This is a genomic window from Pseudomonas sp. Sample_9, from assembly GCF_004307535.1.
In the GTDB taxonomy this organism is placed as follows: Bacteria; Pseudomonadota; Gammaproteobacteria; order Pseudomonadales; family Pseudomonadaceae; genus Aquipseudomonas; species Aquipseudomonas mercuritolerans.
In genome coordinates, this window is sequence record NZ_RAZO01000420.1 from 1 (window position 1) to 24,257 (window position 24,257).

Consider the following 24,257-nt stretch of genomic DNA (forward strand, 5'->3'; position numbering starts at 1 on the left):
TTTCGCCGGCAGCAATGGTGATGGTCGAACCGTTGGACAGAGTGACAGTTACCGGTGTTTGTGCCGGGTTGGTCAGTGTCGCGGTGTAGGTGATCTGGCCGCCTTCAACAATGTTGTTGGTCGCGGTCAGCGTCAGGCCGGTGTTATCAACCGAATCTGTGATGGTAGTAACGGCTGGCGTCGAGTTCGGCACCAGGTTTTCAAAGTTGCCGCCGGTAGCCCCAGTGATGGTCGTGCTGACGCTGCCGCCATTGCTGTACACATCATTGGCCGCAGTCGGCACGTTCACGGTGCCGACGGTTTCGCCGGCAGCAATGGTGATGGTCGAACCGTTGGACAGAGTGACAGTTACCGGGGTTTGTGCCGGGTTGGTCAGTGTCGCGGTGTAGGTGATCTGACCGCCTTCAACAATGTTGTTGGTAGCGGTGAGAGTCAGGCCGGTGTTGTCGACCGAGTCGGTAATGGTGGTAACGGCTGGCGTCGGGTTCGGCACCAGATTTTCGAAATTGCCGCCGGTAGCGCCGGTGATCGTGGCCGTAACGGTACTGCCATTGTTGTAAACGTCATTCGCTGGGGTCGGCACGTTAACAGTGCCGGTAGTCTGGCCAGCGCCAATGGTAATGGTCGAGCCATTCGACAGCGTGACGGTTACCGGAGTTTGCGCCGGGTTGGTCAAAGTCGCCGTATAGGTAATCTGACCGCCTTCGGTCACGCTCGAACCAGCCGTCAGCGTGACGGTAGTGTTATCGACAGTGTCGGTGACCTGCGTGGTCGCCGGGATAGTTGGCGGGGTCACGGTGATGCCGTTGCCGCCGCTGGTGCCGGTGACGGTCACGTCGATCTGGCTCGGGTCGTTGTAGACCGTGTCGTTCGGCGCCAGCGGCACGTTGACGGTGCCGCTGGTGGCGCCGGCCGGGATGACGATCACTGCGCCATTGGACAGGGTGATGGTCAGGTCGGTCAGCGGCGCCTGGGTCAGGGTCGCGGTGTACACCAGCACGCCGCCGGCTTCGGTGATGGTCGGCGTGGCGCTGAGGCTCAGGGTCGAGTCACGCAGCGCGTTGGTGGTGGTGTCGGTGGTCAGGCCGCCGGTGGTGTCCTGCGCGACTTGGCCGGCAGAATTGATGCCCGCCGTCGGAAAGCCAATGGTCGGATCGACGCGGCCAGCGGTGGCGTCGAGCATGACAAAGCTGTGACCACCACCGGCGGCGCCACCGGTACCTGCGGCGGTCGGGCCGGCCGCAGTGGATTCGAGTGCGGTGGTCGGGTCGACACCGGCGGCGATGGCTTGCTGCAGTTCTTCTACAGAAGGCGCAGCCTGCGCCGTGGCTTCGGCCAGGTCAGTGCTGGAGTCCGGCGAGCTGGCGCTCCATTGGGTGTCGCGACCCAGATCGAGCATGCGGCCATCGGCCAGTTCCAGCGACACCGCGCCGGACAGGCCGGTATCGATCTGGTCGCCGACATACAGGCGATCGCCTTCAACGAGTACGCGACGCACGCCCTCTGGGGACACCACGAAAACCTGACCGACAATGCTTTTGACGATGGCAACAACACTGCTCATTGAAGACTCTCCGGGGTGTCACATTCAGTTGACTTCCATGGACCTGACGGGCGTCGGCGCCACTTCAGTCTGGACGTACTTTCTATAAATGGATAACTTATTGACGCTGTATTTACGTCAATAATCTGGCTATAAATTATCGCGATTAACTTTATGCCAAACTATTGACCTTCTGGGAGCCATCCTAAACAATCGCCCCACTAATGTCACATTGATATTTCAGCGGCGACCTGTCCTTCAGCCTGTCATCCAGTTCCTCTTTTGAACTTTCCGACATACGGTCTTTCGGGTTGCCATCATCCGACGCAGCACCACGTTTCTGCTGTGATTCAAGACAAGAAGTTCCGGGAAAATTCCAACCATGCGTTCGCTTTTGCTCCTTGCCGCTCCCTTCGCTCTCGCCGCCTCATTTGTACAAGCACAATCCTTACCAGAAGCCATGCAACAGGCGCTGGATGTCCATCCGGAGATTCAGGCGGGGGTCAATAGTCGATTGGCGGCGGATTATCAGTTAAAGGCTGCGAAAGGGGGATACCTGCCCAAGGTCGATCTGCTCGGCGGTTATGGCCGTGAAGGCACTGACAGTGTGACCACTCGAGCGAACGGTGGAAGCAATCACTGGGAGACGTTGAACCGCAGCGAGTCAAGTTTACGTCTCTCGCAAATGGTTTTTGACGGTTTCGCGACGTCCAACGAAGTTGCGCGTCAACAAGCCAACGTCAGCTCCCGTGCTTACTCACTGCTTGGCACTTCCGAGCGTACTGCACTGACTGTCGCTCAGGTGTATCTGGACGTGCTCACCCGTCGCGAATTCGTCCGTCTGGCCGAGGAAAACCTCAAGAGCCACCAGCGCATCTACGACCAGATCCAGCTGCGCACCCAGCGCGGCGTCGGCAGCGGTGCCGACCTTGATCAGGCCGAAGCGCGTATGGCCCAGGCCCGCAACAATCTGATCACCGAACAGACCAACCTCGCCGACGCGGAAACCAACTTCCTCAGCGCCGTCGGCCAGATGCCCGACCAGCTCGAGCGCCCGGCGCCGTTCATGGCGATGATGCCGGCCAACCTCAATGAAGCCCGCGCGCAGATGCTGGAAAACAGCCCGATCCTGCGTTCCGCCGAGTCGGATATTGCGGCTGCCGAGAAGCAGTTCGCCACCGCCAAATCGACCTTCTACCCGCGCTTCGACGCTGAGCTGGGCCGTACCGCCGATAACGATATCGACGGCCAGAACGGCCACAACAATGAATGGCAGGCCATGCTGCGCATGCGCTTCAACCTGTATTCCGGTGGCAGCAACAAGGCCGATCTGGAATCCAAGTCGTACCTGGCCAACCAGGCGCTGGACATCCGCAACAACGCCCTGCGTCAGTTGAACGAAGAGCTCGGCCTGGCCTGGAACGCCCTGAACAACGCCAATGCTCAGGTGCCGATCGCTCAGCAATACGTCGATCGCAGCACTTCGGTGCGTACTGCCTACCAGCGTCAATTCAGCCTCGGCGAACGCACCCTGCTGGATTTGCTCGACAGCGAAAACGAGCTGTTCACCGCCTCGCGGCGTCTGGCGGAAATCAAGAACATTCAGTTATTTACTCAATACCGAATCAAGGCGACCATGGGCCAATTGCTCAAAAGCCAGGGAGTGGTCGCGCCGTTGGCATCCGTTGTGCAGAACGACGTGAAGCCCAAGGTCCAGCTGCCTGGGATGAACTGAGTTATCCCTTTCAACTGTTAAAGAGTGTCGAGCGTGGAATCAGAAGTCAGTCGAGTTCAACTCAGCCATGATCCACGCGCGTTGCATGACGATCCGTTGCTGGATGGTCTGCTCGCCCTGTGCATGCTGCACCAGAAGCCTGCCAGCGCGGCGATGCTGACCACCGGCCTGCCGCTGCCCAAACAACGTTTGAGTGTCGAGTTGCTGCCGCGCGCAGCGGCTCGCGCCGGGCTGCAGGGGCGGGTGTTGCAGCGCAAGCTTGAAGAAATCCCGGCGATCGCCATGCCCGCGCTGTTGCTGCTCAAGGATGGCCGCAGTGCCGTTCTGCTCGGCTGGCAGGGCGACGACGAAGCACGCGTGCTGCTCAGCGAAAGCGATGGCGGCGAGTCGGTGGTCAGCCGCGAACTGCTGACCGACGATTACACAGGCAAAGTGTTCTTCGCCCAGCCGCAGCACAAATTCGACGTCAACCACGGCACGCTGATCCCGCGTGCACGCTCGTGGTTTCGCGACACCCTCAAGCGTTCGCGCTGGCTGTACGCCGATGCGATCGCCGCCAGTTTCCTGATCAACATCATCGCCATGGCCGCGCCGCTGTTCGTGATGAACGTCTACGACCGCGTGGTACCGAACCAGGCCGAAGCAACCCTTTGGGTGCTGGCGCTGGGCATCACCGGCGCTTACATCTTCGACTTGATCCTCAAGAGCCTGCGCAGCCTGTGCCTGGATCTGGCCGGGAAGAAAACCGACCTGATCATCTCCGCCACGCTGTTCGAGCGCATCGTCGGCATGGCGATGAAATACCGCCCGGCGCGGGTCGGCAGCTTTGCCCAGAACATCCATGAGTTTCAGAGCCTGCGCGACTTCCTCGCCTCGCTGACCCTGACCAGTCTGATCGACCTGCCGTTCACCATCCTGATTTTCATCGTCATCGCCATTCTCGGCGGGCATCTGGTGTGGATTCCGGTGCTGGCGTTCCCGATTGCCCTGTTGATCGGCTACGCCTTGCAGAAGCCGTTGATCGCGACCATGGAACGGACCATGGCGCTGGGCGCCGAGCGCCAGTCGAGCCTGATCGAAACCCTCGCCGGGCTGGACGCGGTCAAGGTCAACAACGCCGAAAGCGAGCGCCAGTATCAGTGGGAGCAGACCATCGGCACCCTCAGCCGTCTCGAGCTGCGAGTGAAAATGCTCTCCGGTCTGGCGATGAACATCACCTTGCTGATCCAGCAATTGGCCGGGGTGATCATGATCGTCTTCGGCGTGTACCAGATCATCGCCGGCAACCTGAGCATGGGCGGGCTGATTGCCTGCTACATGCTCAGTGGCCGCGCCCTCAGCCCGCTGGCGTCGCTGTCCGGCCTGCTCACGCGCTATCAACAGGCGCGGGTGACCATGACCTCGGTCGACCAGATGATGGAACTGCCCCAGGAGCGCAATTTCGAAGAGCGCCCGCTGAGCCGCAAGGTTTTGCAGGGTGCGATCGAATGCCGTCAGCTCAGCTTCACCTACCCGGACCAGCAGAACCCGGCGTTGAAGAACATCAACCTGGTCATCCGTCCCGGCGAGAAGATCGGCATCATCGGCCGCAGCGGTTCGGGCAAGAGTTCGCTGGCGAAACTGCTGGTGGGCCTGTACCAACCGGACGACGGTGCCTTGCTGGTCGACGGCGTGGACATCCGTCAGATCGACGTCAGCGAACTGCGCTACAACATCGGTTACGTGCCGCAGGACATCCAGCTGCTGTCCGGCACCCTGCGTGACAACCTGGTGTCCGGCGCGCGTTACGTCGAAGACGAGCTGGTGCTGCAAGCCGCCGAACTGGCCGGCGTGCACGAGTTCGCTCGTCTGCACCCGCAAGGCTACGAGCTGCAAGTCGGTGAGCGCGGGCAGAACCTTTCCGGCGGCCAGCGGCAGAACGTCGCCCTGGCCCGGGCGCTGCTGCTCAACCCGCCGATTCTGCTGATGGATGAGCCAACCAGTGCGATGGACAACACCGGCGAAGAACGCCTCAAGCAACGCCTCGCAGCAGTGATTGAAAACAAGACCGTGGTGCTGGTCACGCACCGGGCATCGCTGTTGTCGCTGGTCGATCGCCTGCTGGTGATCGATCGCGGGCAGATTCTCGCCGACGGCCCGAAAGCCGCCGTGATGGAAGCGTTGAAGAAGGGGCAGATCAGTGTTGCTTAAGTCCGGTGTCAAGGAGTCGATCCGTCGCTACTTCAAGGGCTCTGCCTCGCTGCAGGGCCAGCCGCTGCCAGAGGTCAACAAGGCGCTGATCGAAGACGCCCCGCGCGTCGTGCGCCTGACCATCTGGGCGATCATCGGCTTCTTCGTGTTCCTCATGCTCTGGGCCAACTTCGCCGTGATCGACGAAGTGACCAAGGGCGACGGCAAGGCGATTCCGTCGTCCAAGATCCAGAAAATCCAGAACCTGGAGGGCGGTATCGTTTCCGAGCTGTTCGTCAAGGAAGGCCAGATCGTCGAAGCCGGCGCGCCGCTGATTCGTCTCGACGACACGCGTTTTGCCTCCAACGTCGGCGAAACAGAGGCTGATCGCCTGTCGATGCTGCTGCGGGTCGAGCGCCTGAGCGCGGAAGTCGATGATCGTCCGCTGAATTTCCCCGAGGACGTGCTCAAAGCCGTGCCGGGCCAGGCAAAAAGCGAAGAGTCGCTGTACATCAGCCGCCGTCAGCAATTGCACGACGAAATCGGTGGCTTGCAGGAGCAGTTGATCCAGCGTCAGCAAGAGCTGCGTGAGTTCAGCTCCAAGCAGGCGCAGTACCGTCAGCAGCTCGGCTTGCAGCGTCAGGAAATCAACATGTCCGAGCCGCTGGTGGCGCAGGGCGCGGTCTCGCCGGTGGAAGTGTTGCGCCTCAAGCGTGCCGAAGTGGAAACCCGTGGCCAGCTCGATGCGACCACGCTGGCCATCCCCCGCGCGGAATCGGCGATCAAGGAAGTGCAGCGCAAGATCGATGAAACCCGCGGCAAATTCCGCAGCGAAGCGCTGACCCAGCTCAACGAAGCGCGCACCGATCTGAACAAGGCCCAGGCCACCGGCAAGGCGCTGGAAGACCGCGTCAGCCGTACGCTGGTTACCTCGCCGGTGCGCGGCATCGTCAACAAGTTGCTGGTCAACACCATTGGCGGCGTGATCCAGCCGGGCAGCGACATGGTCGAAATCGTACCGCTGGACGACACCCTGCTGGTCGAAGCCAAGATCCGCCCGCAGGACATCGCGTTCCTGCACCCGGGACAGGAAGCGATCGTCAAATTCACCGCCTATGACTACACCATTTACGGCGGGCTGAAGGCGCAGCTGGAGCAGATCGGCGCCGACACCATCACCGACGAAGACAAGAAAACCACCTACTACGTGATCAAGGTGCGCACTGAGCGCAGCCACTTGGGCACGGATGAAAAGCCACTGCTGATCATCCCGGGGATGGTGGCGTCGGTGGATATCATCACTGGCAAGAAGTCGGTGTTGAGCTATTTGCTCAAGCCGATCATCCGCGCGCGGGCTGAGGCGTTGCACGAGCGCTAGATTTTCGGCGCTGGTGACGACCTATTCGCGAGCAGGCTCGCTCCCACAGGAGATTGCATTCCAACTGTGGGAGCGAGCCTGCTCGCGAAGGCGTCCTCCGAAGCGCTACATATTCGTCGGTAAGTGACGCAAATGGTCACCCACCCCCTCACCATTCGCCATATCGTTATTCTCTAACGGTATTTAATTTCCAATTCTTATAGCTATAAAGTCACCCACCTGCGTACCTGCCGACCAATCGGCGCGCCGCACGACCTGAACCGACACGCAATCCAGCGTGAGTGTCTGATCGACGAGCGCGTCCGTGAGCGCGCCGTGCGTGGGAGATGATTGATGTCCGCCGCTACTGCCACCGAAAGCGCCGCAACTGCCGCGCCGCAAATTTTCGAAATTCGTCCCTTCAGCGGTGCCGTCGGCGCCGAGATCGTTGGCCTTGACCTCAGCCGGCCGGTCAATGATCAGGACTTCGCGCGGATTCACCGCGCACATCTGGATCACCATGTCGTGGTCTTTCGCGATCAGCAGATCACCCCGCAGCAGCAAATCGATTTCAGCCGCCGCTTCGGCGTGTTGCAGATTCACGTGCTCAAGCAATTCCTGCTGGCCAATCACCCGGAAATCCTCATCGTTTCCAACATTATCGAGAACGGCCAGAACATCGGTCTCGGTGACGCCGGCAAGTTCTGGCATTCAGATCTCTCCTATAAAGAGCTGCCAAGTCTCGGCTCGATGCTGCACGCCCAAGAGCTGCCCGCCGAGGGTGGCGACACGCTGTTTGCCGACATGCACAAAGCCTGGGACGACTTGCCCGCTGCGTTGCGCACTGCGGTCGAAGGACGTTGCGCTGCGCATTCCTATACCGCGCGCTACAGCGAAACCAAGTTCGAGGGTAACTGGCGCCCGACCCTGACTTCGGAACAGTTGGCTCAGGTCGCCGAAGTGGTGCACCCGGTGGTGCGCACTCATCCGGAAAACGGCCGCAAGGCCTTGTTCGTCAGCGAAGGCTTCACCACGCGCATCGTCGGTCTGCCGGAAGACGAAAGTCGTCAGTTGCTCGGCGAACTCTTCGCCCACAGCGTGCTGCCGCAAAACATCTACCGCCATCAGTGGGAACCGCATGACCTGGTGTTCTGGGACAACCGCTCGCTGATCCACCTTGCCGCCGGCTGCCCTGCGCATCTGCGCCGCAAGCTGTATCGCACGACCATTCAGGGCGACGCGCCTTTCTGATTTGCCGGAGATAGATCATGAACGCCCCTTTGCCAGGCCACGCGGCCAGCAACCCGATCGCCCGCAGCGAAGCGTTGCTGGCCGTCGATCACGTCAGCCTCGAATACCGCACGCCGCAGCGGGTGGTGCGCGCTACCCATCAAGTCAGTTTCGCCGTCGACCCGGCTGACCGGTTCGTCCTGCTTGGCCCGTCCGGTTGCGGGAAATCGACCTTGCTCAAGGCGGTCGCCGGGTTCATCCAGCCCTGCGAAGGCGAGATCCGCCTGCAAGGCCAGCGCGTCGATGCGCCGGGGCCGGACCGCATTGTGGTGTTTCAGGAATTCGACCAGTTGCCGCCGTGGAAAACCGTAAAGCAGAACGTGATGTTCCCGCTGCTCGCCTCGCGCACCTTAAACAAGAAAGAAGCCGAAGAGCGTGCGTTGCATTATCTGGAAAAGGTCGGCCTCGCAGCATTCGCCGACGCCTATCCACACACCTTGTCCGGCGGGATGAAAGCGCGGGTGGCGATCGCCCGGGCCTTGGCCATGCAACCGAAAATCCTCTTGATGGACGAACCCTTCGCTGCACTCGATGCGTTGACTCGCCGCAAGATGCAGGAGGAATTGCTGCTGCTCTGGGAAGAGGTTCGTTTCACCCTGCTGTTCGTCACTCATTCGATCGAAGAAGCCTTGGTGGTCGGCAATCGCATCCTCTTGCTGTCGCCGCATCCGGGGCGGGTGCGCGCCGAAGTGCACAGCCATCAATACGATCTGCACAGCCTCGGCGGCGTGGCGTTTCAGGAATCGGCGCGGCGCATTCATCGTCTGCTGTTCGATGAGGGCCAGGCGCCGGAGACCGAACGTGATCACCACTTCAACGACATTCGCATCGCCTATTGAGCGGCCAGGAGGACTACCCGATGAGCCATTCATCATCCGTGCGTGAAGAATTCGAAACCGTGCTCGAGCCGCTGACCGCCGTGCCGGTCGAGCGCGAATTGCCGCTTGGCACGCGCCTGTGGCAACAGGGCTGGCTGCGTAAAAGCCTGATCCTGATCGTGCTGGCGATCATCTGGGAAGTGGTCGCGCGGATTCAGAACAACGACCTGATGCTGCCGAGTTTTCTGCAAACCGCGCAGGCCCTGTTCGACGGGCTGCTCAGTGGTGAGCTGCTGGCCAAGGTGTGGATCTCGCTGGTGGTGCTGATCAAGGGCTACCTGATCGGCATCGTCCTCGCGTTCGCCCTGACGACATTGGCGGTCTCGACCCAGTTGGGACGTGATCTGCTCAGCACGATGACTTCGATGTTCAACCCGTTGCCGGCGATTGCCCTGCTGCCGTTGGCGCTGCTCTGGTTTGGCTTGGGCCAGAACAGTCTGATTTTCGTGCTGGTGCATTCGGTGCTGTGGGCGTTGGCGCTGAACACCTATGCCGGATTTCTCGGTGTGTCCGAGACGCTGCGTATGGCCGGGCGCAACTATGGCCTCAAGGGTTTGCGCCTTGTGTTGTTCATCCTGATCCCGGCGGCACTCCCGTCGATTCTCGCCGGCTTGAAAATTGGCTGGGCGTTTGCCTGGCGCACCTTGATAGCTGCCGAACTGGTGTTTGGCGCAACCAGTGGCAAGGGCGGGCTGGGCTGGTACATCTTCCAGAATCGCAATGAGCTGTACACCGACAAGGTGTTCGCCGGGTTGGCGGTGGTGATCCTGATTGGTTTGCTGGTGGAGAATCTGGTGTTTGCCACCCTTGAGCGGGTGACCGTCAAGCGCTGGGGTATGCAGCGCTGAGCCCTTCGTTGGCTGGGCCGGCCTCTTCGCGAGCAGGCTCGCTCCCACATGAGCACGCATTCCAAGGTGGGAGCGAGCCTGCTCGCGAAGAGGCCAGCGCTGGCATCGTCACTCTTGAGGGATGTTTGTTAGCATTGCGCCCGGATCAATCCAGATCAGCCAAGAGTGCTCAGCATGCAACTCCCGGACATGAACCTTCTGGTCGCTCTCGATGCCTTGCTCGACGAGGGCAGTGTGGTCGGTGCGGCGCGGCGCATGAACCTCAGCCCGGCGGCCATGAGCCGCACGCTGACGCGGATTCGCGAAGCCATCGGCGATCCGATTCTGGTGCGCGCCGGGCGTGGTCTGGTGCCGACCCCCAAAGCCCTCGAACTGCGCGAACAGGTGCGCGATGTGGTCGAGCAGGCGGCGCTGCTGTTCCGCTCCGCCGATAGCGTTGAACTGGGCACCTTGCGCCGACGGTTCAGCATCCGCGCCAATGATTTCTTCGTCGGCGTCTACGGCGGCAAACTGTTCGACACCCTCGACCAGCTCGCTCCGCATTGTGAATTGCGCTTCGTCCCGGAAGGCGATGGCGACGATGAGGCGCTGCGCGAAGGGCGCATCGATCTGAGCGTCAGCAATACCCGTCCGCTCACCCCGGAAGTGAAAGTGCAGAACCTGTTCTCCACCCACTTCGTCGGTCTGGTGCGCGAGAATCATCCATTGCTCGACGGCGAAATCACTGCCGAGCGCTACGCCGGTTTTTCCCATATCAGCATGTCGCGCCGTGGCATCGCTCGCGGCCCGATCGACACGGCGTTGAATGCGATGGGGCTGGAGCGCCGGGTGGCGGTGATCGCGCCGAGCTTCCACGCGGCGATGTTTGCCTTGCCCGACTCCGACCTGATCCTGCCGGTGCCCAAAGAAGCACTGCTCAGCGTGCGGCGGCTGGGCCTGAAACTGCGTTCGTTCGACCTGCCGATTCCGCTGCCTATGCTGATGCTGACCCAGGCCTGGCACCCGCGCTTCGACAAGGACCCGGCCCACCGCTGGCTGCGTGAAACCCTCAAGACCTGCTGCGATGAAACGTGGCTGGCGGCACAGCCATAAATCATCAGACACCATCGAATCCTGTGGGAGCGAGCCTGCTCGCGAAGGCGTCGAATCAGTCACCTCAATGGCGACTGGTCCACCGCTTTCGCGAGCAGGCTCGCTCCCACATATGCATTTATCGTTGTGTCTGATGCACTTATAACCTGCCAATAAGTCAATTTTCGTCAGCATCAAGCCCCACTAAAATGCTCCGGTATTTCACCCCCGGAGCTTTTCATTCATGACATCCCTGACGGTCCCGGCACCTCTCGCCGCGACCAGCCCGGCGACGGCGGCTGCGCCACCGGTGTTCGGGGCGCGGATCATCATTGGTCTGGTCGGCGTGCTGTTGGCCGTGCTGGTCTCGGGCCTCAACGAGATGGTCATCAAAGTCGCACTCGCCGATATTCGCGGCGCGCTGCACATCGGCTACGACGAAGGCACCTGGCTGGTCGCCAGCTACACAGCCACGTCGGTCGCGGCCATGGCCTTCGCGCCGTGGTGCTCGGTGACCTTCTCGCTGCGCCGCTTCACCCTCTGCGCGATCGGCCTGTTTACCTTGCTCGGCGTGCTGTGCCCGTTCGCCCCGAACTACGAAAGTCTGCTGCTGATGCGCATCCTCCAAGGCCTCGCCGGTGGTGCATTGCCGCCGATGCTGATGACCGTCGCACTGCGCTTTCTCCCAGCGAACATCAAACTGTACGGACTGGCCGGCTACGCACTGACCGCGACTTTCGGCCCGGGACTCGGCACGCCGCTGGCCGGCCTGTGGACTGAATACGTCGGCTGGCAGTGGACGTTCTGGCAGATCATCGTGCCGTGCCTGATCGCCATGGCCGCAGTGGCTTACGGATTGCCGCAGGATTCGCTGCGGCTGGAACGTCTCAGGGCGTTCAACTGGAAAGGCCTGCTGCTGGGCTTTCCAGCGATCTGCATGCTGGTGATCGGTTTGTTGCAGGGCAATCGACTGGACTGGTTCGAATCGAACCTGATCTGCGCTTTGCTCGGCGCCGGTTCGCTGCTGCTGGTGGCTTTCATGATCAATGAATGGTCGCAGCCGATTCCGTTTTTCAAGCTGCAGATGCTCGGCATCCGCAACCTGTTGTTCGCCTTGATCACCCTCGCCGGGGTGTTGATCGTGCTGCTGGCGGTGGTGCTGATTCCGTCGAGTTATCTGGCGCAGGTGCAGGGTTATCGCCCGGCGCAAACCGCGCCGATCATGCTCATCGCCGCATTGCCGCAGCTGATTGCGCTGCCGTTGGTGGCAGCGCTGTGCAACTTGCGCTGGGTCGATTGCCGCTGGGTGCTCGGCATTGGTCTGAGCATGCTCGCGCTGTCCTGCCTGGGCGGTTCGCACCTGACTTCGGCGTGGATTCGCGACGATTTCTACGTCCTGCAATGGCTGCAGATTTTCGGCCAGCCGATGGCGGTGTTGCCGCTGCTGATGTTGTCGACCGGCAGTATCACGCCGATGGAAGGGCCGTTCGCGTCGGCGTGGTTCAACACCGTCAAAGGCCTTGCCGCCGTGGTTGCCACCGGCGTCATCGAAGCGCTGACCACCGCGCGCCTGCATTTCCATTCGACCATGTTGGTCGACAGCCTCGGCAATTCGCCGCTGGCCGATCACAGCGACCCGGGCCTCGCTCACCGCGTGCACGAGCAGGCGGTGGTGCTGACTTCGTCCGATCTCTACGTATGCATGGCCGGCGTTGCCGTGGCGTTGATTCTGCTGATTTTCTGGCTGCCAACGCGGATTTATCCGCCGCGCGCGCCGACCTGATAGCTGTACTGAAACTGAAGGCTTTTTATGACTCAATCCAAGCAAAAACTCGCGGTGGCCGTGGCTGCCGCGCTGGCGGTAGGCGTGCTGGTGTATCTGGCAATGCCCGGGCTGTTCGGCCAACGCACCGAGCAAACCACCAACGACGCCTTCGTCTCCGCCGACTACACGCTGGTGGTGCCGCGCGTGGCCGGGTTCATCAAGCAGGTGCTGGTCGAAGACAACCAGCAGGTCAAGGCCGGGCAGTTGCTGGCGCTGATCGATGACCGTGATCTGCGCGCAGCGGCGGAAGCGGCGGATGCGCAAACCCTGGTCGCGCGGGCGCAATTGCAGAACGCCAACGCGACTCTCGAGCGGCAGGCTTCGCTGATTGCTCAGGCGCAGGCTGCAGTGGTCTCGGCCAAAGCGGAAATGGCTTTTGCGCAGCAGGAACTGAACCGCTACAACCATCTCGCCGGTGTCGGCGCTGGCACCGTGCAGAACGCGCAGCAGGCGCGCACGCGCATCGATCAGGCCTCGGCGCGCCTTGACACCGCGACGGCGAAACTGGCGGCCGAACGCAAGCAGGTCGAGATTCTCACCGCCCAGCGCAACGCCGCCGAAGGCAATCTGAAACACGCGCAGGCGGCGCTGGAGATTGCCAGTTTCAACTTGTCCTACACGCGCATCACCGCGCCGCAGGACGGCATGATCGGCGAGCGTGCGGTGCGTGTCGGGGCTTACGTCACGCCGGGCAGCAAACTGTTGGCGGTGGTGCCATTGCAGCAGGCCTATGTGGTGGCCAATTTTCAGGAAACCCAGTTGACCGATGTGCAGCCCGGGCAGGATGTGCAAGTCCGAGTGGACAGTCTCGGCGGCGAAGCCCTGACCGGCCGCGTCGAGAGCATTGCGCCGGCAACTGGCGTGACCTTTGCGGCGGTGAAACCGGACAACGCGACGGGCAACTTCACCAAGGTTGTGCAGCGGATTCCGGTGAAGATCGTGCTGGAGCCGGGCCAGCCACTGGCCGAGCGGTTGCGGGTGGGGATGTCGGTCGAGGCGAGTATTGATACCGCCAGCTCAAGGGCGTCCGGGCGCGAGGTGACGCAGCGATGATCGGTGTTGAATCGGCTGCCGCCTTCGCGAGCAGGCTCGCTCCCACATTGTGTAATGCGTTCTCCCTGTGGGAGCGAGCCTGCACGCGAAAAAGCCAGTGGCAGCAGCTAACCTTCAGTGCCTTGCTCACAATGAGTCTCACCGCCTGCACCGTCGGCCCGGACTTCCAGAAACCCGAAACCAGGCAGCCGGCCGACTGGGCCAAACCCGCCCGGTCCGCCCCGAGCCAGGCCGTCAGCGAACCCTTGAACGAACGCTGGTGGGAAACCTTCCACGACCCGCAGCTGTCCGCGCTGACCCAGCGCGCACTGAACAGCAACCTCGACCTGCAACTGGCCAGCAGCCGTCTGCAACAAAGCCGCGCCGCGCGCCAGGTAATCACCGCCGAACGTTATCCGAACAGCACCGCCAGCGGCAGCTACGCACGCAAACGCAACAGCGGCGAAGGCTTGAACGATCCGTCGGGGAATAACGGTGATTCGGCCTTTAACCTGTGGGATGCCGGTTTCTCGGCGTCATGGGAACTGGATTTCTGGGGCCGCGTGCGCCGTGAAACCGAAGCCGCTGATGCCAATCTCGAAGTGGCAGAAAATGATCGTCGCGGTGTGCTGCTGACGGTGCTTGCCGACACCGCGCAAAACTACATTCAGCTGCGCGGCGTGCAGAACACCCGCGCCGTCACCGAGCAGAACCTCGACGTCGCCCGCCACAGCCTGAAACTCTCGCAGCTGCGGCTGGCCGATGGTGTGGCGACCGACCTGGACGTCGCCGAAGCCGCCGCGCAAGTCGCCGCCATCGAGGCACGGCTGCCGGCGCTCGAGCAGCGTCAGGCGCAACTGATCAACGCGATCAGTCTGCTGATGGGCGAACCGCCGCAGGCCCTCGCTCAAGCGTTATCCACAGACGCGGCAGTGCCGCAGTCGCCACTGCAAGTCGCCATCGGCCTGCCGTCGGAACTGGCCGAGCGCCGCCCGGATATCCGCCAGGCCGAAGCGCGGCTGCACGCCGCCACCGCCAATATCGGCGTGGCCCAAGGCGATTTCTATCCGCGCATCACCCTATCGGGCAACCTCGGTTCGCAAGCGATGCAACTGAGCGATTTCGGTTCATGGGGCTCGCGCGCCTTTGCCATCGGCCCGCAATTCAGCCTGCCGTTGTTCGACGGCGGACGCCTGCGCGGCATGCTCCAATTGCGTGAAGCCCAACAGCAGGAAGCGGCCATCGCCTACCAGCAGACCGTGCTGCGTGCCTGGCATGAAATCGACGACCAACTGACCGCCTACAACGCCAGCCAGCGCCGGCGCGACAGCCTCGCCGAAGCCGTGCGCCAAAACCAGATCGCCCTGCGCACCGCGCAACAGCAATACGTCGAAGGCGTGGTCGATTTCGTCAACGTCCTCACCGTGCAGAGCGCCTTGCTCGCCACGCAGGAACAATGGGTGGAAAGCTCGACCGGCGTCTCCCTGGCGATGGTCGGTTTGTACAAGGCGTTGGGCGGCGGATGGCAATCGGTCTATCCGGCAGCGCAACTGGCCGCAGGCTCGCCGGACGTCGCCAGACCCTGAACCCACGGCGACAGCTATGCTCAACTCCACTGCAGCAAACGGCGTGACGCCGGACCTGAATTGCAGAGGAGTTGCATCATGGAAAATCCGCAGCACAGCCTCCCGGCCCTGTTCAAACAACTCGGCCTCGCCGACGATCCGACCGGCATCGACCAATTCATCGCTACCCATTCGCCGCTCAAACCGGATCTGCATCTGGCTGACGCGTTTTTCTGGACGGCAGGTCAGGCGCAGTTTCTGCGCGAGGAGATTCTCGACGATGCGGATTGGGCGGAGGTGGTGGATCAGTTGAATGTGATGTTGCGTAAGGGGCGGGTGGGGTGATCATCGCGAAGTTGTATCCTCGTTGAACGCCACAGTTGTCCGCATGGCATAAATAGACCAAAATCACGTCCTAATTTGAGGTTCTTATTATGCAAAGCGTTCTCGCCGATATGGCTGTCAGTGTCTCTGAATTAAAGAAAAATCCTACTGCCGTGTTGAACGGTGCACATGGGGGGGCCGTCGCTGTCCTCAACCACAATCGCGTCATGGGCTATATGGTGCCGGCCGAAGTTTATGAAGCAATGATGGAGCGGCTTGATGATCTTGAGCTGGCTGACATTGTTCGTTCGCGCCTCCACGAAACGCCCATTTCGGTAAGCCTGGATGACTTATAAGCTTGAGTTTCTGCCGTCTGCGCACAAAGAGTGGAACAAGCTGGGTCATACATTGCGTGAGCAATTCAAAAAGAAGCTGGGTGAGAGGCTGAAGCTTCCCAGAATCCCGGCTGACGCACTCCACGGCATGCCCGACTGCTACAAAATCAAACTCAAAGCCTCGGGGTATCGATTGGTTTACCAAGTCATCGACGAACGAGTCGTGGTTTCCGTGCTAGCGGTTGGCAAGCGCGAACGCAGCAGTGTTTACGATACTGCCAAGAACCGTTGAACGAGCCCCCGCTTTATTCAAATGGCCGATGTTTGTCGATGAGATTCTTGAGTGACCGGACTGGGCCGCCAACGTGTGGGATCAGTTGATGTATCGTCTGGCATGAGGCGCAGCATGTAAAAAAAATTGCGCGAAAAGGCTCAGATGTAAAAAAAACCTTCTTACTGTAAAAAAAATTTGGTTCTGTCCGTCGCATTAGATTTTTTCTTCGAAAAATTACAAATCCAACTCGTGGTACGCCTCGGCCAAGCGTGGGGAGATTTGTTTCAAAACTTGACTGAAATTCCCCTCCAATGCGATATTGATAGTTAGCAAACTAACAGTGTCCGTTATCCCGTGTCTGATTCCCTCGACAGTCTCCAGATGAACATCAGCAGCGCCATGGTGGTGGCCGCCCGGCATTGGCGGAAGATCTGCCAGACCACGCTGGTCAACTATGGAATTTCCGAAGCCTGCGCCGTGCCCTTGTTGATGATCGGCCGCTTGGGCGAGGGCGTGCGTCAGGTACAAGTCGCCCAGGCTGCGGGGATGGAGAGTCCTTCGCTGGTGCGCTTGCTCGATCAGCTGTGCCATGCCGGTTACGTCTGTCGCACCGAAGACGCTCAGGATCGCCGCGCCAAGTGCCTGAGCCTGACCGATACCGGCCGCGAGCTGGTGCAGGCGGTGGAGGCCGAGCTGGTGCGCCTGCGCCACGAAGTGCTGGAAGGCATCGAGCGCAGCGATCTGGAAGCTACGCTTCGGGTACTGAGGGCTTTTGAGGCGGCGAGTTCGCCTGTGGTGGTCAATTCTTGAACGGTTTTTTCACTGGCATGCCGCCGGCCCGTGACTGGTTTTACGGGGTCCGTACTTTTGCAGCGTCGATGATTGCGCTGTACATCGCCTTGCTCATGCAAATGCCGCGTCCGTATTGGGCGATGGCCACGGTGTACATCGTCTCCAGCCCATTTCTCGGCCCGACCAGCTCCAAAGCGCTGTACCGCGCGGCCGGTACATTTCTCGGTGCGGCGGCAGCGGTGCTGTTCGTGCCGATGTTCGTGCAGAGCCCCTATGTGCTGGTGGTGGTGATCGCGTTGTGGACCGGCATTCTGCTGTTCATGTCCCTGCATCTGCGCACGGCCAACAGCTATGCGCTGATGCTGGCCGGCTACACCTTGCCGCTGATTGCCCTGCCGGTGGTCGATAATCCGCTGGCGGTGTGGGACGTGGCTGAGGCGCGTACCGAAGAGATTTTCCTTGGCATCGCCGTTGCTGCGGTGGTCGGTGCAATGTTCTGGCCGCGTCGGCTGGCGCCGGTGTTCAACGATGCAGTAAGCAAGTGGTTCGCCGATGCGACGAGCTACAGCCTGAAGTTTCTCAGCCGCGATGTGCAGCCGGAAGAAGTCACCGCGCTGCGCATGGCCATGGTCGCCAACTTCAACAGCCTCGAATTGATGATCGGCCAGTTGCCCCACGAAGGCGCGCGGCCACAAACCGTGCGTAACACCAAGGAACTGCGCGGGCGGATGATTCACCTGTTGCCGGTGATCGATGCCCTTGAGGATTCGCTTTACGCCCTCGAACGCCGCACCCCGGAACTGGTGGAGAAATTCCAGCCGCTGCTGACCGCGACCCGGGAATGGCTGGGCTACGCGGACGCCAATCTCGAGCGCTGGCAAGCACTCAGAGATCAACTCGACGCGTTGCAACCGAGCGCCGAAGCGCTGGAGGAGCGCAAACAGTTGCTGTTCTCCAACGCGATCTACCGCCTCGGTGAATTCATCGATCTGTGGCAGGACTGTCGCAGCCTGCAGGATGCGATTCTGTGCGAGCGCCAGGACAGCTGGCGCGCGGTCTACCGGCATTGGCGCCTGGGCCGGTTGACGCCGTTCATCGATCGCGGGCTGATGCTCTACTCGGTGACCTCGACCATTCTGGCGATCATCGTTGCTTCGGTGCTGTGGATCCTGCTCGGCTGGCCGGACGGCGGCAGCGCGGTGATCCTGGCGGCGGTGGCGTGCAGCTTCTTTGCCTCGATGGACGACCCGGCGCCGCAGATTTACCGGTTCTTTTTCTGGACCGGAATGTCGGTGCTGTTCGCCAGCCTTTATCTGTTTCTGATTCTGCCCAACCTGCACGATTTCCCGATGCTGGTGCTGGCGTTTGCCGTGCCGTTCATTTGCATCGGCACCCTGACGGTGCAGCCGCGTTTCTACCTCGGCATGCTGCTGACGCTGGTTAACACTTCCTCGTTCATCAGTATTCAGGGCGCGTACGACGCGGACTTTTTCGCCTTCGCCAACTCCAACCTCGCCGGGCCGCTGGGGCTGTTGTTCGCTTTCATCTGGACGCTGGTGGCGCGACCGTTCGGCGCCGAGCTGGCGGCCAAGCGTCTGACCCGGTTCAGCTGGAAAGACATCGTCAGCATGACCGAGCCGGCCAGTCTCGCCGAGCATCGGCATTTGGGCGTGCAGTTGCTCGATCGGCTGATGCAGCACCTGCCGCGTCTGGCCCTGACCGGTCAGGACACCGGCATTGCCATGCGTGAAGTGCGTGTCGGTCTGAATATGCTCGATCTGCTTGCCTACACCCCGCGCGTCACTGGCGTGCCAAACGCCCTGCTGCGACAAGTGGTGGGCGAGGTCGGCGAGTATTTTCGCGCGTGCCTCAAAGCCGACGAACGCCTGCCGGCACCGAGCGGTCTGCTGATGACCCTTGATCGCACCCGCCGTGCGCTGAACGGTCAGGGCGACGACGAAACCCGTCTGCACCTGTTGCACGCCTTGAGCGGTCTGCGTCTGGCCTTGCTGCCCGGCGTCGAATTCGTCTCCAGCGCCGAGCCCGAAGAACCGCTGCCCGATGGAGCGCCCCTATGATCGGTGATCTGGATATCAGCGGCATTTTCCTGCCGACCCTGCTGGTGCTGATGGGCATCACTTATGTGCTGTTTCTGTTGGTGCATGGCGTGCTGCAACGCCTGCACTTTTACCGTCTGGTCTGGCACCGGGCATTGTTCAACGTGGCGCTCTACGCCGTGCTGCTGTACGGCGTGGACTCACTCAGTCGATACCTGATGACATGAAAAAACCGTTTCTGACCATCGGTCGCGTGGTCCTGACCCTGCTGATCGTGACTTTTGCCGTTGTCCTCGTCTGGCGCATGGTGATGTATTACATGTTCGCGCCGTGGACCCGCGACGGCCACATTCGCGCCGACATCATCCAGATCGCCCCAGATGTGTCCGGGCTGATTCAGCAGGTCGAGGTGAAAGACAACCAGTTGATCAAGCGTGGCCAGGTGCTGTTCAGCATCGACCAGGACCGCTTCAAACTGGCTCTGCGCCAGGCCAAGGCCGCCGTCGCCGATCGCGAAGAAACCCTCGCCCAGGCGCAGCGTGAAGCCAAGCGCAACCGTGGCCTCGGCAATCTGGTGCCGGCCGAACAACTGGAAGAAAGCCAGTCGCGCGTCGCCCGTGCACAGTCGGCATTGGCCGAAGCCTTGGTGGCGGTCGATAGTGCGCAGCTCAACCTTGATCGCTCGGTGATCCGCAGCCCGGTCGACGGTTACGTCAACGACCGCGCGCCGCGTCCGCAGGAATTCGTCACCGCCGGGCGCCCGGTGTTGTCGGTGGTCGACAGCAACTCCTTCCACATCGACGGCTATTTTGAAGAAACCAAACTCGACGGCATCCACGTCGGGCAATCGGTGGATATTCGCGTGATCGGTGACCGCGCCAGGTTGCGCGGGCATGTCGAAAGCATCGTCGCCGGCATCGAAGACCGCGACCGCACCAGCGGCAGCAACCTGCTGCCCAACGTCAACCCGGCGTTCAGTTGGGTACGTCTGGCGCAGCGGATTCCGGTGCGCATCGCTTTTGATGAGGTGCCGGCCGACTTCCGCATGATCGCCGGGCGTACCGCCACTGTGTCGATCATCGACGATCAGCATGAGGAGCCGCAGCCATGAGCAGGGCCTGGTTGATCGCCGGGTTGGGCGTGATGCTCTCGGCCTGTCAGATGGTCGGCCCGGATTATCAGCTGCCCACCGACGCGGCGGTGCAGCGCAAGGACATTCAGGGCGAGCTGGCAGTCGCCGGCAAACCGGTAATCTCGGCGCCGGTGCCGGCGGACTGGTGGCGGCTGTATAAAGACCCGCGCCTCGATCAACTGGTGCAGCAGGCCATGGCGTCCAACACCGATTTGCGTGTAGCGGCGGCGAACCTGTCGCGGGCACGTGCTCAGGTGGATGAAGCCGAGGCCGCTGGCGGCTGGAGCGGCGGGGTGAAAATGGGCGCGCAACGTTTGCAGGAATCCGGTCAGGCGTTCCTGCTGCCGGAGAAAGTCCCGGTGGCCAACATTGCCGATATCGGCATCAGCGCTTCGTACCAGTTCGACCTGTGGGGCACTCTGCAACGCGGCATCGAAGCGGCCAAAGCCAATGCCGATGCGACTCAGGCTGCTGCCGATACCGCACGCATCACTTTGGTGGCGGACGTGGTTCGTGCTTACACCCAGGTCTGCGCTGCCAACGAAGAGCGGGAAATCGCCGAGCATTCTCTCGATCTGCAATCGCAGAGCACTACGCTGATTCAGCGTCTGCGTGATGCCGGACGTGGCGACGAGACCCAGGTCACCCGTTCGCAGACCCAATTCAAATCCCTGCGCGCCGACTTGCCGCGTTATGAAGCGGCGCGGCAGGCCGGACTGTTCCGTTTGTCGATGCTGCTGGCCAGACCGGTCGAGCAATTGCCGGCGGGCACGGCCAGTTGCGCCGAGCTGCCAAAGATCGCGCAACTGGTGCCGGTCGGTGACGGCGCTGCGCTGCTCAAGCGCCGCCCGGATATTCGTCAGGCCGAGCGGCGTCTTGCAGCGGCAACCGCCGGCATCGGCATCGCCACCGGTGAGCTGTACCCGGACATCAGCATCGGCGCGACCATCGGCACCGTCGGCATCATTGATGACCTTGGCGACCCGTCGACCAACCGCTGGGGCTTTGGCCCGTCGCTGAGCTGGAAAGTACCGACCAACGGCGCCCGTGCGCGCATTCGTGAAGCCGAGGCCAACACTCAAGGCGCGCTGGCGCATTTTGACGGCGTGGTGCTCAACGCCATCCGCGAGACCCAGACCGGTCTGGCCCAGTACAGCGCCTTGTTGCAACGCCGTGATGCGCTGGCCGAAGCCGAGCAGTCGGCCAAGCTCGCGGCCGAGCAGACGCACCGCTTCTTCCAGGCCGGCCGCGAGTCGTTCCTTGCCGACCTGCAAGCAACCCGTACCTACACCGATGTCACCGCGCAACTGGCCGCCGCCAACACCCAGGTCGCAATGAGCCAGATCGATTTGTTCCTCGCCCTGGGCGGTGGCTGGGAAAGCGGACGAACGAACACCTCGAGCGCCAGCAAACCCTGAGGCCGTTGCTATGCTTTGAAGTGTTGGAGGGGCGCCCCATGCCAAGCGCTCCTGCAATGCACATTGCTAGTGCTGGCCCAGGGGAAACAATAATGAAAAACCCTTACGCTCTCGGCTTCTGGTGCGCTCTGGTGGCACTGGTGCTGCTCTCGGCCACGTATTTCTACGGGATCATGCTGGCCCACCAGATCGATACGGCGATGATTTTCCTCGACAGCGCCGTTGCGCTGATCGCGGTGATGGCGATCGTCGTCGTCGCGTGGACCTCGATTCAACTGCAACGGGTCAAGAAGCGTCAGCTCGAACGGGGCAAGATGCTCGTGCTGATCTGGGACACCAAAGTCGCCCTGCGCCGGGTCGAAACCGTGTTCGACCGCTATTTCTGGGGCAGCTACTGGCAGCCCGGGCGAACCTTCGCCGAAGTCATGGGCGAGCTCACCGGCACGCCGCTGGAAAAAAGCCTCGAAGCCCTGAAGAAGCAATGCCTGGAACTCGACAAGCAGATCGCCGATGACGGCTGGCACTGGCTGAACAACGCACGCGAGCTGTCCGACGTCGCCACGGCCATGGCCCGCGAGCGCTATCAGCTGGATTTCTGCGATGTCCGGGCGGATACCACCGGCGGAGCGGTGATCGATCGTGACTTCGAAGTGCTGGTGTATACCTGGACGGCGCGGCTGAAGAGTTTTGATCATCAACTGGATGAAATCGAAGTCCAGTATTCCTGAAATCAAAAGATCGCAGCCTTCGGCAGCTCCTACAGGAGAATCGCATTCCAAATGTAGGAGCTGCCGAAGGCCGCGATCTTTTTGCTCTCCCAAGTGTCCATAGACACTCTTTAACCTTTAAACATTGGGCCGTCGCCCGCGCCCGGTGCTAATCTCCACCGCTTAATTGCGCACAGTCGAGCCGCGACCCGATCCCGGGTTCAAGGAAGACGACTTCATCCACAGCCACGGAAACCGATCAGGTCATTCATGAATAAATCAGCAGGCGTGCTTCTCGGAATTGTTGTTGCCATTGGCGCGATCAGCGCAGGCGGGGCCTGGTACACCGGGACCAAGATCGAAGGCGTGCTGAACAACGCCGTGACCAACGCCAACAAAGAGTTGCAGACCGCCATGGCCGGCTCCAACGGCACCGCGTCGCTGGAACTGGTGTCGCTGGAGCGCCACACCTTCACCAGCACCGCGCACTATCGCCTCAAGGGCGAGGGCGAGATGTTCGGCGATGCGCCGGTCGAGCTGCTGTTCGTCGATCACATCGAACATGGCCCGCTGCCGTTCTCGCGTCTGGTTTCGCTGAAGTGGCTGCCGGTCATGGCCACCAGCAACTATGAGCTGGAAAAGAGCCCGTCCACGGAAAAATGGTTCGCCGCCACCAACGGCGCCGCGCCGCTCAAGGGCGTGACCAACATCGGCTACGACGAATCGACCACCAGCACTTTGAATCTGGTGCCGTTCGAAACCGCGCTGGATGAGCAATCGAGCCTGAAGTTTTCCGGTCTGAGCATGGACATCGCCGCCAGCGCCCAGGCGCAGAAGGTCAAGGCCGACGGCTACATGGACAACCTGAAACTGGTCACCGTGTCGGAAGACCAGGCGCCGGTGCAGGTCGAGCTCAACGGCCTGACCCTGGCCAGCAACCTCGCCAAGAGCAGCTACGGCTACTACACCGGGGAAAACACCCTGGAAGTGACCAGCAGCAAAACCACCTTCGGCGCCAAGCCGATGGTGCTGGGCGTGAAGAACTTCGAAATGAAGAACCGCACCGAAGAAAGCGGCAGCAACGCCTCGGGGCGTGCCGACTACAAAATCGGCGAAGTGACGCTCAACGACAAGAAAGTCGGTTCGGCAGCCATGGCCATGAGCCTGAAGAACCTCGATATTCCGTCGACCATGTCGCTGATGCAGATCTACCAGACCAAATTGCAGCCATACGAAAAAGCTGCCGCGGAGGCCGCCGCGCAGGGTCTGCCGGCACCGGAGCTGAACCTCACCGAAGCGGAAAACGCCCAGGTCAAAGCCGATCTGCAGAAGCTGCTGGCTGCCGGCCCGCAACTGGCGCTGGAGAACCTGTCGTTCAACACCGCCAACGGTGAAAGCCGCGCCAATCTGGTGATCGACCTGACCAAACCGCAATCGATGGATCTGCCGCCGGATCAACTCGGCAAGCAGCTGATCGCGCTGCTCGACCTGAATATCCAGGTGTCCAAACCCATGCTGGTCGATCTGCTCAGCGTGCAGGCGCAACTCGATGGCCAGACTGACGCCAAAGCCATCGTCGATCAGTCCAAGGAAGCGGCGGACATGTTCGCCGGCATGGCGGTCGGCTCGCAATTGGCTGTCGCCGACGGCACCAACGTGGTGACCAAACTGCATTACGCGGCCAATCAGGTCGAATTCAACGGCCAGAAGATGACCGTCGAGCAGTTCATCGGCTTCCTCATGAGCAAGTTTGCCGGCGTCACCCAAGAGCAATAAGCCCACCGCGCGCCCTCCAGACGCCCGGCCCCTGTGTAAACAGGCGCCGGGCGTTTTGCTGTACGGGTTTTTTACAGACAGGCCGATTCTGAACAATTATTGCGTTGTGAAAACTCGACTACGCTTGCG

Annotated in this window: 21 protein-coding genes; 20 read left to right on the plus strand and 1 reads right to left on the minus strand. The window is 61.3% G+C overall.

The window, feature by feature from the left end:
* The coding region (locus D6877_RS23965; protein ID WP_130912312.1) for a retention module-containing protein at positions 1-1,564 on the minus strand (1,564 nt) is incomplete at its 3' end.
* Between the two features lie 361 nt (positions 1,565-1,925).
* On the opposite strand from D6877_RS23965, the gene D6877_RS23970 reads away from it, so the two are divergent.
* From D6877_RS23970 to D6877_RS24065, 20 genes are all read left to right on the plus strand, one after another.
* Positions 1,926-3,278 carry a TolC family outer membrane protein gene (locus D6877_RS23970; protein WP_016772278.1) on the plus strand — a complete coding sequence of 451 codons (1,353 nt, stop codon included), beginning with the start codon at positions 1,926-1,928 and terminating at the stop codon, positions 3,276-3,278.
* A 33-nt stretch (positions 3,279-3,311) separates the two neighbouring features.
* Entirely contained in the window at positions 3,312-5,468 is a 2,157-nt protein-coding gene (locus tag D6877_RS23975) for a type I secretion system permease/ATPase (protein ID WP_016772277.1), read from the plus strand.
* A complete protein-coding gene (locus D6877_RS23980; RefSeq protein WP_024011116.1) occupies positions 5,458-6,825 on the plus strand; it encodes an HlyD family type I secretion periplasmic adaptor subunit in 1,368 nt (455 codons plus the stop codon). The genes D6877_RS23975 and D6877_RS23980 overlap by 11 nt, the downstream gene beginning before the upstream one ends.
* Before the next feature lie 333 nt (positions 6,826-7,158).
* Positions 7,159-8,055 (plus strand): TauD/TfdA family dioxygenase, encoded by an 897-nt coding sequence (locus tag D6877_RS23985; RefSeq protein WP_130912313.1) that lies wholly within the window; start codon positions 7,159-7,161, stop codon positions 8,053-8,055.
* Between the two features lie 17 nt (positions 8,056-8,072).
* On the plus strand, positions 8,073-8,933 hold the full coding sequence (locus D6877_RS23990) for an ABC transporter ATP-binding protein (RefSeq protein WP_122698868.1): 861 nt from the start codon (positions 8,073-8,075) through the stop codon (positions 8,931-8,933).
* A gap of 20 nt (positions 8,934-8,953) precedes the next feature.
* On the plus strand, positions 8,954-9,820 hold the full coding sequence (locus D6877_RS23995) for an ABC transporter permease (protein ID WP_041477414.1): 867 nt from the start codon (positions 8,954-8,956) through the stop codon (positions 9,818-9,820).
* A 174-nt stretch (positions 9,821-9,994) separates the two neighbouring features.
* The gene (locus D6877_RS24000; RefSeq protein WP_130912314.1) at positions 9,995-10,912 is read left to right on the plus strand and encodes a LysR family transcriptional regulator; all 918 of its coding nucleotides are present in this window, start codon (positions 9,995-9,997) and stop codon (positions 10,910-10,912) included.
* A 223-nt stretch (positions 10,913-11,135) separates the two neighbouring features.
* Positions 11,136-12,674 (plus strand): MFS transporter, encoded by a 1,539-nt coding sequence (locus D6877_RS24005; protein WP_130912315.1) that lies wholly within the window; start codon positions 11,136-11,138, stop codon positions 12,672-12,674.
* Between the two features lie 27 nt (positions 12,675-12,701).
* A complete protein-coding gene (locus D6877_RS24010; RefSeq protein WP_130912316.1) occupies positions 12,702-13,769 on the plus strand; it encodes an HlyD family secretion protein in 1,068 nt (355 codons plus the stop codon).
* Positions 13,766-15,334: an efflux transporter outer membrane subunit gene (locus D6877_RS24015; RefSeq protein WP_178083742.1), complete on the plus strand. Its 1,569-nt coding sequence runs from the start codon at positions 13,766-13,768 to the stop codon at positions 15,332-15,334. Before D6877_RS24010 ends, D6877_RS24015 begins: the two co-directional genes overlap by 4 nt.
* A 78-nt stretch (positions 15,335-15,412) precedes the next feature.
* The gene (locus D6877_RS24020; RefSeq protein WP_130912318.1) at positions 15,413-15,658 is read left to right on the plus strand and encodes a DUF2789 domain-containing protein; all 246 of its coding nucleotides are present in this window, start codon (positions 15,413-15,415) and stop codon (positions 15,656-15,658) included.
* An 89-nt stretch (positions 15,659-15,747) separates the two neighbouring features.
* On the plus strand, positions 15,748-15,993 hold the full coding sequence (locus D6877_RS24025) for a type II toxin-antitoxin system Phd/YefM family antitoxin (protein WP_041477418.1): 246 nt from the start codon (positions 15,748-15,750) through the stop codon (positions 15,991-15,993).
* Positions 15,983-16,264, plus strand: coding sequence for a type II toxin-antitoxin system RelE/ParE family toxin (locus D6877_RS24030; protein ID WP_130912319.1), 282 nt, complete (start codon positions 15,983-15,985; stop codon positions 16,262-16,264). The genes D6877_RS24025 and D6877_RS24030 overlap by 11 nt, the downstream gene beginning before the upstream one ends.
* Positions 16,265-16,627: 363 nt before the next feature.
* Entirely contained in the window at positions 16,628-17,056 is a 429-nt protein-coding gene (locus D6877_RS24035; protein WP_016772266.1) for a MarR family transcriptional regulator, read from the plus strand.
* On the plus strand, positions 17,053-19,116 hold the full coding sequence (locus D6877_RS24040; protein ID WP_130912320.1) for an FUSC family protein: 2,064 nt from the start codon (positions 17,053-17,055) through the stop codon (positions 19,114-19,116). The genes D6877_RS24035 and D6877_RS24040 overlap by 4 nt, the downstream gene beginning before the upstream one ends.
* Positions 19,113-19,322, plus strand: a complete 210-nt coding sequence (locus D6877_RS24045; protein ID WP_016772264.1) for a DUF1656 domain-containing protein — start codon at positions 19,113-19,115, stop codon at positions 19,320-19,322. Before D6877_RS24040 ends, D6877_RS24045 begins: the two co-directional genes overlap by 4 nt.
* Entirely contained in the window at positions 19,319-20,206 is an 888-nt protein-coding gene (locus tag D6877_RS24050; RefSeq protein WP_016772263.1) for an HlyD family secretion protein, read from the plus strand. Before D6877_RS24045 ends, D6877_RS24050 begins: the two co-directional genes overlap by 4 nt.
* Complete coding sequence (locus D6877_RS24055) at positions 20,203-21,645, plus strand: TolC family protein (RefSeq protein WP_130912321.1); 1,443 nt, start codon at positions 20,203-20,205, stop codon at positions 21,643-21,645. Before D6877_RS24050 ends, D6877_RS24055 begins: the two co-directional genes overlap by 4 nt.
* A 92-nt stretch (positions 21,646-21,737) precedes the next feature.
* A complete protein-coding gene (locus D6877_RS24060; protein WP_024011125.1) occupies positions 21,738-22,373 on the plus strand; it encodes a hypothetical protein in 636 nt (211 codons plus the stop codon).
* 249 nt (positions 22,374-22,622) lie between these two features.
* Complete coding sequence (locus D6877_RS24065) at positions 22,623-24,128, plus strand: YdgA family protein (RefSeq protein ID WP_016772258.1); 1,506 nt, start codon at positions 22,623-22,625, stop codon at positions 24,126-24,128.
* Positions 24,129-24,257 lie beyond the last annotated feature (129 nt).